Here is a 14,144-nt window from a genome sequence, read left to right as displayed (position 1 = left end):
ACCTTATTCTTCATCCCACGCTTCAACTGCTAATAGCTCGCTGACAGGATCTTGCATCGCAAACCCGAAGTCCAATAGTTCTTGTTTCCAGTAATGCCATTCATTTCCATACAATAGGGCAATTTTCCAGATGCTATCACTTGGTTTGAGGATATTTGATTCTACCAGCGATCGCACATGATGTTGCAACTTCACCATTGGGTGAATAACTTGCTGAGACATAACCTCGATTTAATGTTTAATAAAGTTTGGTCAATGCTCGATTAGAGAAGCGCCTTCAATTTGATTTAATCTGCAATGCTCTAGCTTCTCAAGCTCGAAAAGCACTTTCTATTAATTTAGAGTACCACAAATATTTTTACTTGGTGTGTGTATTTTTCCCTGAAGTACGGTAATCACTACCATGTTTGTCTTGTGTCATCAAGCTAGGTACTAAGAGGTTACTACTTGCACAAGAATGGGTAGCTTAACAGTAGACACAATACATTGAGTAATAATAAAAGACTTATGGATAAATATCAAAATAGTTCTCGCAAGCGTTTTCAGCAAATTATAACCTGGGCATCGATTGTGGCTTTTTTGGGTTCAACACTATATGGTGCAATTAGTACTATTAACCATGCTTTGACTCAACCTAGCCCGAATGCAGCAGTGTCGCCAGAATCACAACGGCAAGCACAAGCACAAGGATACGAAGTTGTTTTGCAACGAGAGCCAGAAAATCAAGCCGCACTCGAAGGATTAGCCTTGACACGGTTGCAGATGAATTCTGCAAATGCCGCGATCGCTCCCTTGGAAAAACTGGTAAAACTCTATCCTGAACGCCAAGATTACAAATCAATGTTAGAGCAAATCAAGCAACAGGGCGAATAAAGTTATGCATCGGCATTCTCATTAAAGAACGATATCACGATCCGGCTAGAGATCCTCAATATTTCTCAGAACAGGAATTGCATAGCTACCTATACAAATTAGCACCACAATAAATAGACCTCCTGCGTGAATACTGGGCGAATACTGGGCGAATAAATTCGCACCTAAATAAACAAAGTCCACCTCCGTGGACTTACTACTAAAAATCTCATTTTAGTGTATGAAGGTACACTTTGCCTGGATAGCCCCGACTTCAGTCGTAGGGCATCTACGATTCATGCAGGAGATCTAATGAGAAAAGCGTAAATTGCAGCGCCATACCGCTACCTTGTTCAGTACCAAAGATATTTCCTAAAGCGGTGTTATTATTAGTACGTGCTAAAACAACAGACTCAAGTAGTGCCGCGTTATCAAAAAAGATAAAACTTAGTGTAAATAGTTGCAGAACTGCTAGGCTAGGGTGTTGTAAAAGATATCGAAACCCAAACGTTAATTGTTGCCGCGATCGCACTTGTATCTCTTGTTGCATCTCATCCTGATACACAGGTTGAGGAATATGCACGACTACGAGTGTACCAACTGCAATGATGAACGTCATCACATCCAGAACTAAAATCCCAGCAAGCCCGACAAGTGGATAAAGGATACCAGCTAAAGCAGGTGCAAAGACACCCGAACCAAAGCCTTGGATTGAACCCAAAGCACCAATGCGTACATAATGTTGCTTAGGAACAATGAGTGCTTGTGAAGCAGAAAACGCAAGTCCCTGAATGTAGCCAATGAGTCCGGCAATAGCACTGGTGAGATAGAGATGCCAGATTGCGAGATTATTGCTTAATAACAAGCAGTTTCTAATCATTGCCATTACAGCGATCGCTTTGCACATACTCCACAGCAGAAATCACTTCAGTGCGATCGTCTGGTGGCGTAAAGCGTAAAGTTTGGGCTGTGTAAGGATCGATGTTAAAAGATGCAAATAACTGTTCTAAAAACTTCGGCTGTAACATAGTTGATAATTGTGTTTAATTTTGTAGTGAATTCCGATACTCGATATCGGTAGCCATAATAAGATTGATCAAGCAACTTCCCTTGGTCGTTACAGAAGTTAATTGGTGTTTGAGGACAAGCTAGTCATTGACGTATTTAGACCCTAATGCCGCGATCGCGAAAACTAAGCTTAGGAACTATCTACTGGTTTTACTGCCAAAAGATGATAAGTCTCAGTTTTTAGCCCAAGCAGGTTATATATTAGAGAACTGGCAGCAATTAGAACAAGATTTAAGAGAACAGATACTTTCGTTAGAGGCAGTACCAACAGAAGAAACGCCTTATGGTCAAAAATTTGTCATTGTTGGAAGTTTAACCAGAGCAAATGGCACTGTTTTGAGTGTGAAAACAATTTGGCTAGTTTCTGCCGGACTCACAAGGTTTGTTACACTGTTTCCAGTCAGGAGGGAAGAACAATGAAATTTCAACTCTTTACCCAAGTTGCTTTACAAAAAGATTTGCCTAAATACGATTTGAACAAAGGTGCTATAGCAACGATTGTTGAATATTACCCAATGCCTAAAGGTCAAGAAGACGGTTACAGTCTGGAAGGACTCATTCCTGAAAATACAGTTGAAGTATCTGAGTCACAAATTGAACCAATCGCAGCTTTTATTTCTAGCTTTGCAACAGAATAATGTTGCAATTCAACTGGGCGATCGCATAAACTCATCTACTAATCGTTTTCCTCAACTAAATACTTAAACAGATCATCCAAAATGCGATTCGCACCTCCAATATTGCGCTGAGCAACCCAAATGTCATAACTTACTGTATAGACTTTGCCTTGTTTAACCGCGTTGAGATTCGACCACAACGGATTTTGCTGAAGTGCAGATAAGGTAGACTTTAGTTCTGAGTTTTGAGGATCGGTATTTGCCGCAAAAATGACATCGCCATCGATTAAGTCAAGTCGTTCAATTGAAACATCTATTGCCCAGTTTTGGGTTAGTGCAAATGGTAGTGTATTTTGTGCAGTTGGTCTTTGTAAGCCTGCTTCTTGAACTACCGAACCCATAAATGATTCGCTTAAGTAGATGCGGGCGGGAAGACTAGAACCATAAGCAATCGTTGTGACAATGGAAACTTCCGTTTGTTGGAGTTTGTCACCCATGCGTTGCTGAAATTCTTGAATTCGCTCGTGGTAATCTTGCAATAGTTGTTCAGCTTTTTCAGTTTTGCCGAGTGCTTGAGCATAAAGCCTCAAATCTTCTTTCCACTCAGGATCGTTTGCGGGAGCCATGACAGTCGGTGCGATTTGCGATAATTGTGGATAAATTTCTGCGTTCCACTGAATACCTAGAATCAAATCGGGTTTTAAAAGGGCAATTTTTTCAAGGCTGGGTTGAGCATTACTCCCAATGATTTCAATTTCCTTTGTTTGCGCTTCTGGAAGTGAAAGGTACTCAAATCCTGGAGAACCGATAGGTTTAACTCCGAGTGCTAAAACAGCATCTAGGGGATTGGTATCGAGGACAATAATTCGTTGTGGATTAGCAGGAACACAAGCTTCGCCCATCCAATGTTTAATCACTCGACATTCTGAAGTTGCCGAGTGTAAATTGGGAGTATCAGTGTGATTTTGAGGGAAACACGCAGTGATTAAAATCAAAAAGAGAATGAACAAAAAGCGTTGATAGATTTGAATAAGTAAGGATAGTTTTAATGCCATAGTAATATATTGTAATGATCAACGAAATAACAGATATCTCTCATATAGTTCACTAGTTTTTGAGAAGACGTAATAGCTTTTCTAACTAATAAATACTTATTTTTGTAGCTTTGCTAATATTGATTTATTTATTGAAGTTTATAAAATTGTTATAAATTATAAAAACATAGACACTAGAATAGTGATTAATGACTAGACAAAAAGGTTATTTTTAATATTAAAAAAGTATATATTATTGTAGTGGTGACATTGCGTTAATAAAAAAAAGTCGAAAAGTTTTGAAGAAATCGGAATTATGAAAACATTGCTAATTGATTTACCAAAAGCCGAAATATATCAGTTTTGTCGGCAGCACTCTATTCGTAAATTAGCTTTATTTGGTTCGGTTCTGCGTGATGATTTTACTAAGAATAGTGACATAGATGTATTAGTGGAGTTTGAAGTAGGAAAAACACCTGGGTTAGCAATTGTGAGGATGGAAGATGAGTTAAGTCATTTGTTAGGGCAAGTGGTAGATTTAAGAACACCAGCAGATTTAAGTTGTTATTTTCGCGATCGCGTTTTACAAGAGGCAATGATCGTTTATGAGCACGATTGACGATCTAACTCGTCTTAAACATATTCGAGATGCAGCAGTTACAGCAATTAATTTTGTTAAAGATCGCGATCGCGAAGATTTAGATAGTAACCAAATGTTGTCTTTAGCACTAGTGCGATTGATCGAAATTATAGGAGAAGCTGCCAATAAAGTCTCCCCTGCTTGTCAAAATACTTATTCTCGAATTCCTTGGCGCGAGATTATTGGTATGAGAAACCGAGTTACTCATGCTTATTTTGACGTTGACATGAATATTATTTGGCAGGTAGTTAAAGAAGATCTACCCAAACTGATTGAAGAAGTTAATCAAGCTATTCAAGATTTAGCATAGAGAGCTTTATTAGCTATTAACTACTTTTTCATGGAATCTTAGCAACATATTCAACATTATTAAAATTGCCAAGAAACCGAACCAAGTAAAGTTAATGGTTCGCCTGGAAACACACGCAAATCGCCTTCAGCAGTTTCAAAATACCGAATATCAAACAAATTTCTGACATTGAGTGCAACTCGGAATTGTCCTCGGTTATAGAATAGCGCGGCATCGGTACGGAAATAACTTGGTAAACTAAATGAGTTGTCTAAGTCTCCTTCACGATCGCCAACGTAAAATAATCCTAAACCAAAGCCTAATCCTTGCAGCGAACCTTGCTGAATTTCATATGTTGTCCAAATATTAAAAGCATGATTTGGCACATTATTAATTTGATTACCAACTTCATAGGTGTTATCTTCAGTAATTTCTGCATTCGTGTAGGCATAACCTGCAATAATGCTCCATCCTGGTGAGATTTCACCAGTAACGTCTAACTCAATTCCTCGGCTTTGTTGTTCTCCGGTTTGAATCGAGAAATTGGGATCTTCGGGATCTTCGGTAAGGACATTAGCACGAGTGATGTTGAAATATGCTAATGTTGCCGCAATGCGATCGCTCAACTCTACTTTTGTTCCAACTTCATATTGAGTACCGCGTTCCGGTTCAAACAGCGTGTTATCTAACCCTGAACCTGTAACTTGCTTGAATGAGCGGCTGTAGCTAGCGTAAAGTGAAATCGGTTGAATCGGTTGATAGACAATACCAACGCGAGGGCTAAACGCATCATCGCTTTGCGAACCAGTAAGTTCGCCTTCTTCTTTTGTCCTTTGCTCAACCCAATCAAAGCGTCCACCCAACAACAGTTTTAAATTGTCCAGTAGTGTAATTTGATCTTGAATGTAAATACCGTACTGATCGGTATTGGTTGATGAAGGTGAAAACTCTGCAATCACATCTCCCACAGTGCTAGGGCTATAGACAGGGTTAAAAATATCAATTGGGCTGAGGCTGCGTTGTACATAACGAGATGTACTATTTAATGTATACAGGTCAAACCCAACTAATAACTGATGGCTAATAGCTCCTGTGTTGAAATTTCCAGTAATATCCGCATTCAAGACATAAGTATTCGTATCTTGTTGCTCTGCAACGATTAAGCCGCGTGTTAAAGTTCGGTTGTCTTCTAAAAGAGTGTCGGGAAAAACTGAGTTTTGAGGTTGCTGGTACAATGAAACGCGAAAATTATTGCGAATTTGCCAGTCTTCATTCAAGCGATGTTCTAAGTTGAATCCTAGCCTTGTAGCACGACCACTGACATAATCAATTGATGGTTCGCCTAAAAAGCGACTAATGGGAAGTTCACCGTTAGGATTGGGTAGAACAGTTCCCCTTGCAGGTAAGCCGCGATCGTTCGGTTGCTCGAAATAGTTATACTCAGCTTCTAAAGTCAAATCAGTATCATCGTCGAGGCGTAGCGAAATTGTTGGTGCAAATCCGTAGCGTTCGATCTCAAAGAAATCGACGAATGTGTCAGTTCGATATCCGTAAGCATTGAAACGATAGAGGACGTTATTTGCTTGATCTAAAGGACCTGATAAGTCAATTAAACCACTGTACGTATCAAAACTGCCTACGCTGGCTTCGACGTTATAAAAAGGCGTACTTAGAGGTTGCTTAGTAACAATATTAACTGTTCCTCCAGGTCCACCTTGACTAAACAACGCCGCCGCCGGTCCTTTAAGGACTTCCACACGCTCAATGTTGCCAATTCCAATTTGACTACCTGCATTGCCGTCTTGTAGACCATTGGTAATGATATTGAAACTATCAAAACCGCCAAAACCCCGAATTCGAGGAGCCTCGAATGCAGAGCGAGGAGATTGCTCAGATTGCACGCCAGCCACATTTCTTAGCGCCTCGCTAACTCGCTGCACCTGTTGTTCGCGTAAAACCTGCTGTGGAACAGTCTGAATTGAAAAGGGAATATCACGAGTTGGGGTATCGGTTCTTGTTCCTGTCGTTGTCTCTGGGACAGGATACCCGTCTTGCTCTCCTGTAACGACGATTTCAATCGTTTCATCTTCAGATTGGGCTACTTGAGGTGCAACACTCAACACCAGTCCCTGTGCTACGGCGTTTATCTGTGCGGTGGGAGGTGCATCAAATCCTGTGATGATAACTCGCACATTTTCACCAGATAAATTTGTAACGCTAACCGATGCAATTCCTTCAGTAGGTTCTACCGCTTGAAATTCACCATTGGGTAATGTCAACACTGCATTAGGAATATTTGCAATTAGTGCATTGTCAACAACGCGCGTTACAGGCGTTGCAAGTTGATTATTGGTTTCTAAAATGACTTCAAATCCTGCATCTGTAGGATTGAGTTGCACTTGGGTAATTTGGACTACGGTTTGGGCGATCGCATCTTGCCATTCCTCAATTGTCGTTGCGGGTCGCGCCATCTGATCGCGACGCAAAATCGGCGATTCTTCTGCCCATGCAGGTTGTGTCGCAAATACAGTAACTACTGCTATGAAAATTAACTGCTGTTGTCGTCTCATATCCCCACACCAAACCTCGGCTTAGCTATATTGCCAAGCATCAACAATTGCTAAGTCTTCTCAGGAAGATGATTTAGAGAATACGCGGTTTGAGCGGTTATTTTCTCTTCAAGACGGACTTTTTTCTCTTCGTGGCGGACTTTTTGGAGGGGTGAGGAGCGAGGAGCAAGTGGCTAGCGAGCGGTTCGACAACACAATTACCAATTACCAATTACCACTGATGTTATGACGACTAGCTAACTGATACGCTTTCGGATTTGTGCCAAATTTACGACGAAATGCCGCATTAAAAGCTGTAGGACTTGCATAACCAACCGCAGTTGCGATCGCACTGATAGACCACTGTTCGATCAAAAGTTGCCGTGCCTTTTCCATGCGATAATGATGCAAGTAACCAAAAACCGTTGTGTTGAAAACTTGACGAAATCCCTGCTTGAGTTTGCGATCGTTCAACCCGACTTGACGCGCTAAAGTCAGTAACGTTGGTGGATTATCAATGTGTTGAATTAGAATCTTCTTTGCTTCATTAATTCGTTCAACGTCATCCGCTTGCAGCCTAATTTTTGATGTAGTTCCAGAATTTATTTGTGCTTGGTTGAGAAATAATACCAAAAGTTCAACCGACTTGCTTTCAAGGTACATCTGCTTGAGCACTCCCTGATACGGACAATTGAGAATTTGTGCTAAAGCCAATTGCATCGCGGGTGTAATCGTTTGGAATCGAGACACAGGATGACAATCGTCGCTTTCTACCATCCGTCGCAAGTCAAGAGGCAAAATATGTAAAGAATTGCTCACAATAGACTTGAATACAGCAGGTTCGAGATGAATATCAACTGCCAGTTTTGGTTCCTTAGCAAATTCCTGACAGTAAAAACTTCCCAAGCTAGCGTGTGCTATCAAGTAATGTTGTCCGCTAGTGACAAAATCACCCTGCCAATATCTACTTGTTGAGGAAAGATTAAAAACAAACTCCAATTCTCGATAAGGCTCACCCGTCGCTTCAGATTGGGTGCTAATAACCGTTAAATCATCGTGAAATCGATAATTGTGCAGTGTTAGAGTAATCCCATTACGCAAGTAAATATTTCGCTTATATCCTTGTGCAAGTTGGGGTGGATACTCAATAATCCAATCGTCCTTATCCATCGCATCAGCACGATAAGCACGATCCCAATCAGTCCATAGTTCATCCCAGCTTGCTTCCGAGAGAGCGATCGCCATCTTTTCAACCACGATGTCGGTAATGGACTTTAGTAACTATAGTTTTTATGAGAATTTCTGTCAATAGAAGGTTAATTGGTTGATGCGCGATCGCAGTTATGATTACCTTATCGTTCCTCTCACACCGGCTTGATTATGTCAACATTTACCCTCGTTATTGGTAACAAAAACTATTCCTCATGGTCGCTGCGCCCTTGGCTAGTATTGAAACAAATTGGCATAAACTTCACAGAAATCCGAATTCCACTATACACACCTGCAGCACGTCAAGAACTTCTACGTCATAGTCCAGCCGGAAAAGTACCAATTTTACATCACGGCGATATTACAGTGTGGGAATCCTTAGCAATCTGTGAATATCTAGCCGAATTTCCTGATACACATTTATTGCCACAAGAACCATTAGCTCGTGCTTTAGCTCGTTCAATCAGTGCCGAAATGCACGCTAGTTTTTATAGGTTACGTTACAGTATGCCTATGAATTGTCGTGCTCGTTTACCTGGATTAGGTATGCAGCCAGGCGTACAAGAAGAGATTGATCGCGTTCTTGCTATTTGGAACAATTGCCGAAACAATTTTGGCAGTAGCGGCGATATGTTGTTTAGTAACTTTACGATTCCTGATGCAATGTTTGCACCAGTCGTTTTACGCTTTATGACATACGGTGTGAAATTAGATTCAACAAGTCAAGCGTATGCTGAGGCAATATTAGCGCTTCCTGCCATACAAGAATGGATAGCTGCTGCGCAGAATGAATCAGAAAGTATTCCTGAATTCGAGCTTTCGTATTAAGGAAATCATTGCAGGAATCGTATTTACAAACTATGGCATTGCTAGTTTCATATCAACTGACTGATAGCAAAGTTGTACCATACAATCCAAAGTATCCTGAAATTTTTCAGCTTGTAAAAGCTTTAATATCTATACAACTACCAAACATAGAAATTGAACACATAGGTAGTACAGCAATTCCTGGAATCTATGCCAAACCAATTATTGATATTCTAATTCCTTGCTCAAAACAAGAGTTTACTGATGTTCTCAACAAGTTAAAAGCAATTGGCTTTGAAGATACACCTTTTGCTAATATTCCTAGCGATCGCCCAATGTTAGTTGCCAGAATCAATTTTCAGCAAAACTTTTATAACATTCACTTACACTTGACACCAGAAGGTTCTGACGTTCATCTAAATAACATTTTTTTTCGAGAGCAACTCCGCCAAAACCCAACGCTTGCCCAAGAATACGATCGCCTAAAAAAAGCAGCTGTTACCTTCGGTATCGTAGAAGCAACAGCATACAATACATACAAAAGTCCATTTATTCAATCTGTATTACAGCAAAGAATATCCTAACTCATATCCTCTGCGTTCTCTGCGCCTCTGTGGTTCGTAAAAAAAACAGCCACCTCCACTAGGAAGCAGCTGCTATGAATATAGCAGGCAAGATACCCGCCCCACAAGAAACTAATTAGTAGTCAAAATCTCCGCCGCCCATACCAGCACCAGCGCCAGCCGCAGCATTATCCTTTGGTTCCGGCTTATCAACTACGATACATTCAGTAGTCAACACCATACCAGCGATCGATGCAGCATTTTGTAGCGCCGAACGAGTTACTTTAGCAGGGTCAACGATACCAGCATCAAACATATCAACAAACTCATTGGTTGCCGCGTTGAAACCAACGTTAAAGTCTTTTTCTTTGACGCGTTCAGCAATCACAGCACCATTTTGACCAGCATTTTCCGCAATCCGCTTTAGTGGCGCAGCCAAAGCGCGAGAAACAATCATCGCACCGATCAACTCTTCATCCTTGAGACTACCACTAGCCCAAGATTCTAGCTCAGGAGACAAGTGCGCTAGAGTTGTTCCACCACCAGGAACAATACCTTCTTCCACAGCGGCTTTCGTCGCGTTGATGGCGTCTTCGAGGCGTAGCTTGCGGTCTTTCATTTCGGTTTCGGTAGCCGCACCAACTTTAACAACAGCTACACCGCCAGCAAGTTTAGCTAAACGCTCTTGCAGTTTCTCTTTGTCATAGGAAGACTCAGTTTCTTCCATCTGACGGCGAATTTGGTCGCAGCGAGTTTTAACAGCTTGCTCGTTACCCTCTGCAACAATTGTTGTGTTGTCTTTAGTAATTGTGACGCGGCGAGCTTTACCGAGCATCTCAAGCTTGGTATTTTCCAATTTTAAACCAGCGTCTTCGGTGATAACTTGACCACCAGTCAGAACTGCAATGTCTTCAAGCATCGACTTGCGGCGATCGCCAAAGCCAGGAGCTTTTACTGCAGCAACGTTCAATACACCACGTAAACGGTTAACAACCAAAGTCGCTAGCGCTTCTTTCTCAATATCTTCAGCGATAATAATCAACGGACGACCAGAACGTGCAACTTGCTCTAGTACTGGTACTAAATCTTGTACCAAGGTAATCTTTTTATCGGTGAGCAACAAGTAAGGCTCATCGAATATTGCTTCCATCCGCTCAGGATCGGTTGCAAAGTAAGGCGAGATGTAGCCTTTGTCAAAGCGCATCCCTTCTGTGATCTCAAGTTCGGTTGTCATCGACTTCCCTTCTTCGAGGGAAATAACGCCTTCTTTACCGACTTTATCCATCGCCGAAGCGATCATCTGACCAACTTCTTCATCGTTACCAGCGCTGATCGAACCAACTTGAGCGATCGCTTTAGAATCTTCTACTGGACGTGCATGTTCAGCGATTTTATCTACCAAAAAGTTGGTTGCTTTATCGATACCACGCTTCAGAGAGATCGCGTTAGCACCAGCTGCGACGTTACGCAAGCCTTCTTTAACCATTGCATGAGCTAAAACGGTCGCTGTGGTTGTCCCGTCACCTGCAGCGTCATTAGTTTTAGAAGCAGCTTGACGAATGAGTGAAACACCAGTGTTTTCTACGTGATCTTCTAATTCAATTTCTTTAGCAATTGTCACGCCGTCATTAACGATCTGTGGTGCGCCAAACTTCTTCTCTAGCACCACGTTACGTCCTTTTGGACCTAGGGTGACAGCAACAGATTCAGCTAAAATGTCCATACCCTTTTCAAGGGCACGACGAGCGTTTTCGTTGTAAATAATGCGCTTTGCCATAGTTATCTATGATTTTGGTAATTGGTAATTGGTGACTGGTAATTGGTATTAGCTAACTACTGCAAGGATGTCTTTTTCTGACAACAGCACATACTCTTCTGTACCTAGTTTGACGTCTGTACCTGCGTATTTCGAGTAAAGTACTTTGTCGCCAACTTTAATTTCCATCTCCTGGCGCGAACCATCGTCGCTACGTCTACCAGGACCAATCGCAACAACTTCTCCGACTTGAGGTTTCTCTTTCGCTGTGTCGGGTAAATATAATCCACCTGCTGTTTTTTCTTCAGATGCGCTGACTTTAACAAAGACACGGTCAGCTAAAGGTTTTACTGTAGAAACACTTAGAGATACTGCTGCCATATAAATTTTTCCGTTTTTAGCACTCTCAACTCCTGAGTGCTAATTTAGCGAACAGCAGGTGCGATCGCAACAAAAACACTGGTACGGTTTCCCGAACTTATTCATCCTAAATTGATATACTGAACTCGGTTTAAGTCTTATTAACTACAGTTGTAATAATGTGCACAAGCTAGCAACAGAAGATTTAGATAGGCTTGCATCACTTGTTCTCAAGTGTTATGAAACAGTAGCTGCCAAGCACTAAATTTATAAAAAGTTAGACAGTTAGTGAAATTAAGGCATCCACTCTAAAATAATTCCGACGCGACTATCTTTGCTTCGAGGGGAATTTTGTTTTTGAATGTCAGTAGAAACACGCAATTCTGGGGTTATAGCATAACCTATGGATAATGTTGTTAAACTCACTGCAGTATCCGTACCTGGATCTACCCAACTTTGAGTTATTGAAATATCTGCTGCACCGTTGCGCGAGAGAATTAAAAGTAGTCGCGCACCAAGATTAACTCCATCAATTGAATAGGTGTCAGTTGCTAAATAGCGATATCCTAAAAGTGGAGCAACGTTAATGTAGCTACCTAAAGGACGAAGATAGTAGCGCAAATCGGTACCGTAGGCTGTATAAGTGCCACTGAAAGCCGCATAATATTCAGCACTTACTGTAAAACGGGTGCTACCAATAAAAACATCTTCGATTCCAAAGGTGATTCCTGCGGCTTGATCTGTTGAAGGAAGCAAAGAATACCCTAAGCGTAGGCGTGTGCGAAAACTAGGATCGCGCGTGATTTCTTCTAAAATATTTGGTACTCGATCGCGCCAGCGCTGCAAAACTGGGTTATTTTCAATGTCTGGACTCAAATCTAAATCAGATGCACCAGGGGTGGGAGAAGGCTGTGGTTGGCTATTCGCGGGAGTAGATGATATGTACAAGTAGAAAAAAAAACTAAAAATTAGGAGTAAGCGATCGCGCATCTTTTGGCATTTATGACAGTTCATAAAAAAAAGTGGCTCTGCGCCTTGCAGAACCACCGCAGCGGAGCAAAACTTAAGAATATCTAATGCACCGCACCTTGTGTCACTGCATCAAGTGGCTTGATCAGGTACAAGCATAAGAACTGCCAACCATTAGCGACGTATAGCGGTAGCTTCTGGAAAAACTGCAGGAATTTTGGCGTGTTGGAGTTAACAATCGCACTCAGCTTTTCATTATTCTTGATACAAATATCAAGTCGGCGATAAAAATCGGGATGCTCCACATTCAGAGTAATGGGGAAGACACGCCCTGCTGTTTCATTAGTTTTCTCAATGACATAGATGTCGTAATCTCGCGCATTTAAACCAATGGATTGATAAAATCCTGCACGTTGGATGTCGTTGAGATACATTGTCACAAACACAGATAGCAAGAAGAAACGACACCATAACCGCGCTTTCCAGTCATTGAGAAACTGCGGCTGCGATCGCATCAGTGCATCAAAGAAATCGCCGTGACGATTTTCGTCTTGACACCAGTTTTCAAAGAATCGGAAGATTGGATAGATGCGATTTTCTGGGTGTGCGGCTAGATGGCGATATATTGTGATGTAACGCCAGTAACCAATCTTTTCGGATAGATACGTCGCGTAGAAGATAAACTTTGGCTTGAAGAACGTATATTTACGACTTTTCGTTAAAAAGCCCAAATCTAGGGACAAATTAAAGTCTGACAATGCTTTATTCAAGAATCCTGCATGACGTGCTTCATCGCGAGACATCAATGCAAACGATTCTGCGAGGAGAGGATTTTTGTCTTTGAGACGACGGCTGAGTTCTTTGTACAGCAGAAAGCCGGAAAACTCTGCAGTGCAAGAACGCTCTAAAAATTCTACAAAGAGTTGGCGAGTTTCTCCATCAATGTGTTCCCAAGACTGCTCAAACTCGGCATCTCGGACAAAGTGATGGCGATTGTAGTCAGTGCGAAACTCTTCTAAAAGCGCTTGGAGTTCCTCTTCGTTAACCGAGAGATCCATTCGCGCCATCTCGTCGAAATCTGTTGTATAAAATCGCGGCGTCAGCAGGGTTTCCTTTGCTGGTACTTTCACCCCTGGGCGCATTTCTTCAAAATCTGCTGGTTTTTTAAGAGAATCAACCATATTTTTATTTGCCCTTTTCTGCTGTTGTTTTGTGCCTGGGGCAGTTGAGTTAATGACTAAATAACAATTGATAACGCTTAGTCTACCAAGGCTTAAGGGCATGGCAAACACTTATTTAGTTAAGAGTTGCAACACGCTGTCAATTTTTTTAACAAAATTGCGATCGCCTACTGCAATTTTCGGCAATTCAGCTAATAAAATTCGCAATTTTACCTGATGAAAACGTAATCTGGTATGTATACGGCGAATG

17 protein-coding genes are annotated in these 14,144 nt (G+C 41.5%); 7 read left to right on the top strand and 10 right to left on the bottom strand.

The window, feature by feature from the left end; all coding sequences use genetic code 11:
- Window positions 1-3: 3 nt before the first annotated feature.
- Window positions 4-222: a DUF4327 family protein gene (locus tag CSQ79_RS02210; protein ID WP_099699550.1), complete on the bottom strand. Its 219-nt coding sequence runs from the start codon at window positions 220-222 to the stop codon at window positions 4-6.
- A 285-nt stretch (window positions 223-507) separates the two neighbouring features.
- On the opposite strand from CSQ79_RS02210, the gene CSQ79_RS02205 reads away from it, so the two are divergent.
- Window positions 508-873 (top strand): hypothetical protein, encoded by a 366-nt coding sequence (locus CSQ79_RS02205; RefSeq protein WP_099699549.1) that lies wholly within the window; start codon window positions 508-510, stop codon window positions 871-873.
- Between the two features lie 268 nt (window positions 874-1,141).
- Here the strand turns inward: CSQ79_RS02205 and CSQ79_RS02200 are convergent, their stop codons facing one another.
- Both CSQ79_RS02200 and CSQ79_RS27295 read right to left on the bottom strand, forming a co-directional pair.
- Entirely contained in the window at window positions 1,142-1,759 is a 618-nt protein-coding gene (locus CSQ79_RS02200; protein ID WP_289500323.1) for an MFS transporter, read from the bottom strand.
- Entirely contained in the window at window positions 1,725-1,880 is a 156-nt protein-coding gene (locus tag CSQ79_RS27295) for a hypothetical protein (protein WP_289500321.1), read from the bottom strand. The genes CSQ79_RS02200 and CSQ79_RS27295 overlap by 35 nt, the downstream gene beginning before the upstream one ends.
- Window positions 1,881-2,007: 127 nt before the next feature.
- Between CSQ79_RS27295 and CSQ79_RS02195 the strand changes: the two genes are divergently transcribed.
- Together CSQ79_RS02195 and CSQ79_RS02190 are read left to right on the top strand one after the other, a co-directional pair.
- Window positions 2,008-2,340, top strand: coding sequence for a DUF6883 domain-containing protein (locus CSQ79_RS02195; RefSeq protein WP_099699547.1), 333 nt, complete (start codon window positions 2,008-2,010; stop codon window positions 2,338-2,340).
- Window positions 2,337-2,558, top strand: a complete 222-nt coding sequence (locus tag CSQ79_RS02190; RefSeq protein WP_099699546.1) for a DUF4926 domain-containing protein — start codon at window positions 2,337-2,339, stop codon at window positions 2,556-2,558. The genes CSQ79_RS02195 and CSQ79_RS02190 overlap by 4 nt, the downstream gene beginning before the upstream one ends.
- 38 nt (window positions 2,559-2,596) lie before the next feature.
- Here the strand turns inward: CSQ79_RS02190 and CSQ79_RS02185 are convergent, their stop codons facing one another.
- The gene (locus CSQ79_RS02185; RefSeq protein WP_099699545.1) at window positions 2,597-3,592 is read right to left on the bottom strand and encodes an iron-siderophore ABC transporter substrate-binding protein; all 996 of its coding nucleotides are present in this window, start codon (window positions 3,590-3,592) and stop codon (window positions 2,597-2,599) included.
- Window positions 3,593-3,887: 295 nt separating this feature from the next.
- On the opposite strand from CSQ79_RS02185, the gene CSQ79_RS02180 reads away from it, so the two are divergent.
- Both CSQ79_RS02180 and CSQ79_RS02175 read left to right on the top strand, forming a co-directional pair.
- Entirely contained in the window at window positions 3,888-4,190 is a 303-nt protein-coding gene (locus tag CSQ79_RS02180; protein WP_099699544.1) for a nucleotidyltransferase family protein, read from the top strand.
- A complete protein-coding gene (locus CSQ79_RS02175; RefSeq protein ID WP_099699543.1) occupies window positions 4,177-4,521 on the top strand; it encodes a HepT-like ribonuclease domain-containing protein in 345 nt (114 codons plus the stop codon). Before CSQ79_RS02180 ends, CSQ79_RS02175 begins: the two co-directional genes overlap by 14 nt.
- 59 nt (window positions 4,522-4,580) lie before the next feature.
- On the opposite strand, the gene CSQ79_RS02170 is transcribed toward CSQ79_RS02175, so the two are convergent.
- On the bottom strand, window positions 4,581-7,070 hold the full coding sequence (locus tag CSQ79_RS02170; protein ID WP_099699542.1) for a TonB-dependent siderophore receptor: 2,490 nt from the start codon (window positions 7,068-7,070) through the stop codon (window positions 4,581-4,583).
- A gap of 204 nt (window positions 7,071-7,274) precedes the next feature.
- On the bottom strand, window positions 7,275-8,306 hold the full coding sequence (locus CSQ79_RS02165) for a helix-turn-helix transcriptional regulator (RefSeq protein ID WP_289500314.1): 1,032 nt from the start codon (window positions 8,304-8,306) through the stop codon (window positions 7,275-7,277).
- 123 nt (window positions 8,307-8,429) lie between these two features.
- Here CSQ79_RS02165 and CSQ79_RS02160 point away from each other — a divergent pair, with 123 nt between their 5' ends.
- Together CSQ79_RS02160 and CSQ79_RS02155 are read left to right on the top strand one after the other, a co-directional pair.
- A complete protein-coding gene (locus CSQ79_RS02160) occupies window positions 8,430-9,086 on the top strand; it encodes a glutathione S-transferase family protein (protein WP_099699540.1) in 657 nt (218 codons plus the stop codon).
- A 32-nt stretch (window positions 9,087-9,118) separates the two neighbouring features.
- A complete protein-coding gene (locus tag CSQ79_RS02155) occupies window positions 9,119-9,649 on the top strand; it encodes a GrpB family protein (protein WP_099699539.1) in 531 nt (176 codons plus the stop codon).
- 115 nt (window positions 9,650-9,764) lie between these two features.
- On the opposite strand, the gene groL is transcribed toward CSQ79_RS02155, so the two are convergent.
- The 4 genes from groL to acsF all read right to left on the bottom strand — a co-directional run bounded on the left by groL (window position 9,765) and on the right by acsF (window position 13,894).
- A complete protein-coding gene (gene groL, locus CSQ79_RS02150; protein ID WP_099699538.1) occupies window positions 9,765-11,405 on the bottom strand; it encodes a chaperonin GroEL in 1,641 nt (546 codons plus the stop codon).
- A 48-nt stretch (window positions 11,406-11,453) separates the two neighbouring features.
- A complete protein-coding gene (groES, locus tag CSQ79_RS02145; protein ID WP_099699537.1) occupies window positions 11,454-11,765 on the bottom strand; it encodes a co-chaperone GroES in 312 nt (103 codons plus the stop codon).
- A 273-nt stretch (window positions 11,766-12,038) separates the two neighbouring features.
- Window positions 12,039-12,758 carry a hypothetical protein gene (locus CSQ79_RS02140; RefSeq protein WP_289500310.1) on the bottom strand — a complete coding sequence of 240 codons (720 nt, stop codon included), beginning with the start codon at window positions 12,756-12,758 and terminating at the stop codon, window positions 12,039-12,041.
- A 59-nt stretch (window positions 12,759-12,817) separates the two neighbouring features.
- Entirely contained in the window at window positions 12,818-13,894 is a 1,077-nt protein-coding gene (gene acsF / locus CSQ79_RS02135; RefSeq protein WP_099699535.1) for a magnesium-protoporphyrin IX monomethyl ester (oxidative) cyclase, read from the bottom strand.
- Window positions 13,895-14,144: the final 250 nt, after the last annotated feature.

This window comes from Gloeocapsopsis sp. IPPAS B-1203, assembly GCF_002749975.1.
Lineage (GTDB): Bacteria > Cyanobacteriota > Cyanobacteriia > Cyanobacteriales > Chroococcidiopsidaceae > Gloeocapsopsis.
The sequence above is the reverse complement of the archived record's forward strand: the minus strand, read 5'-3'. Positions and strand labels throughout refer to the sequence as shown.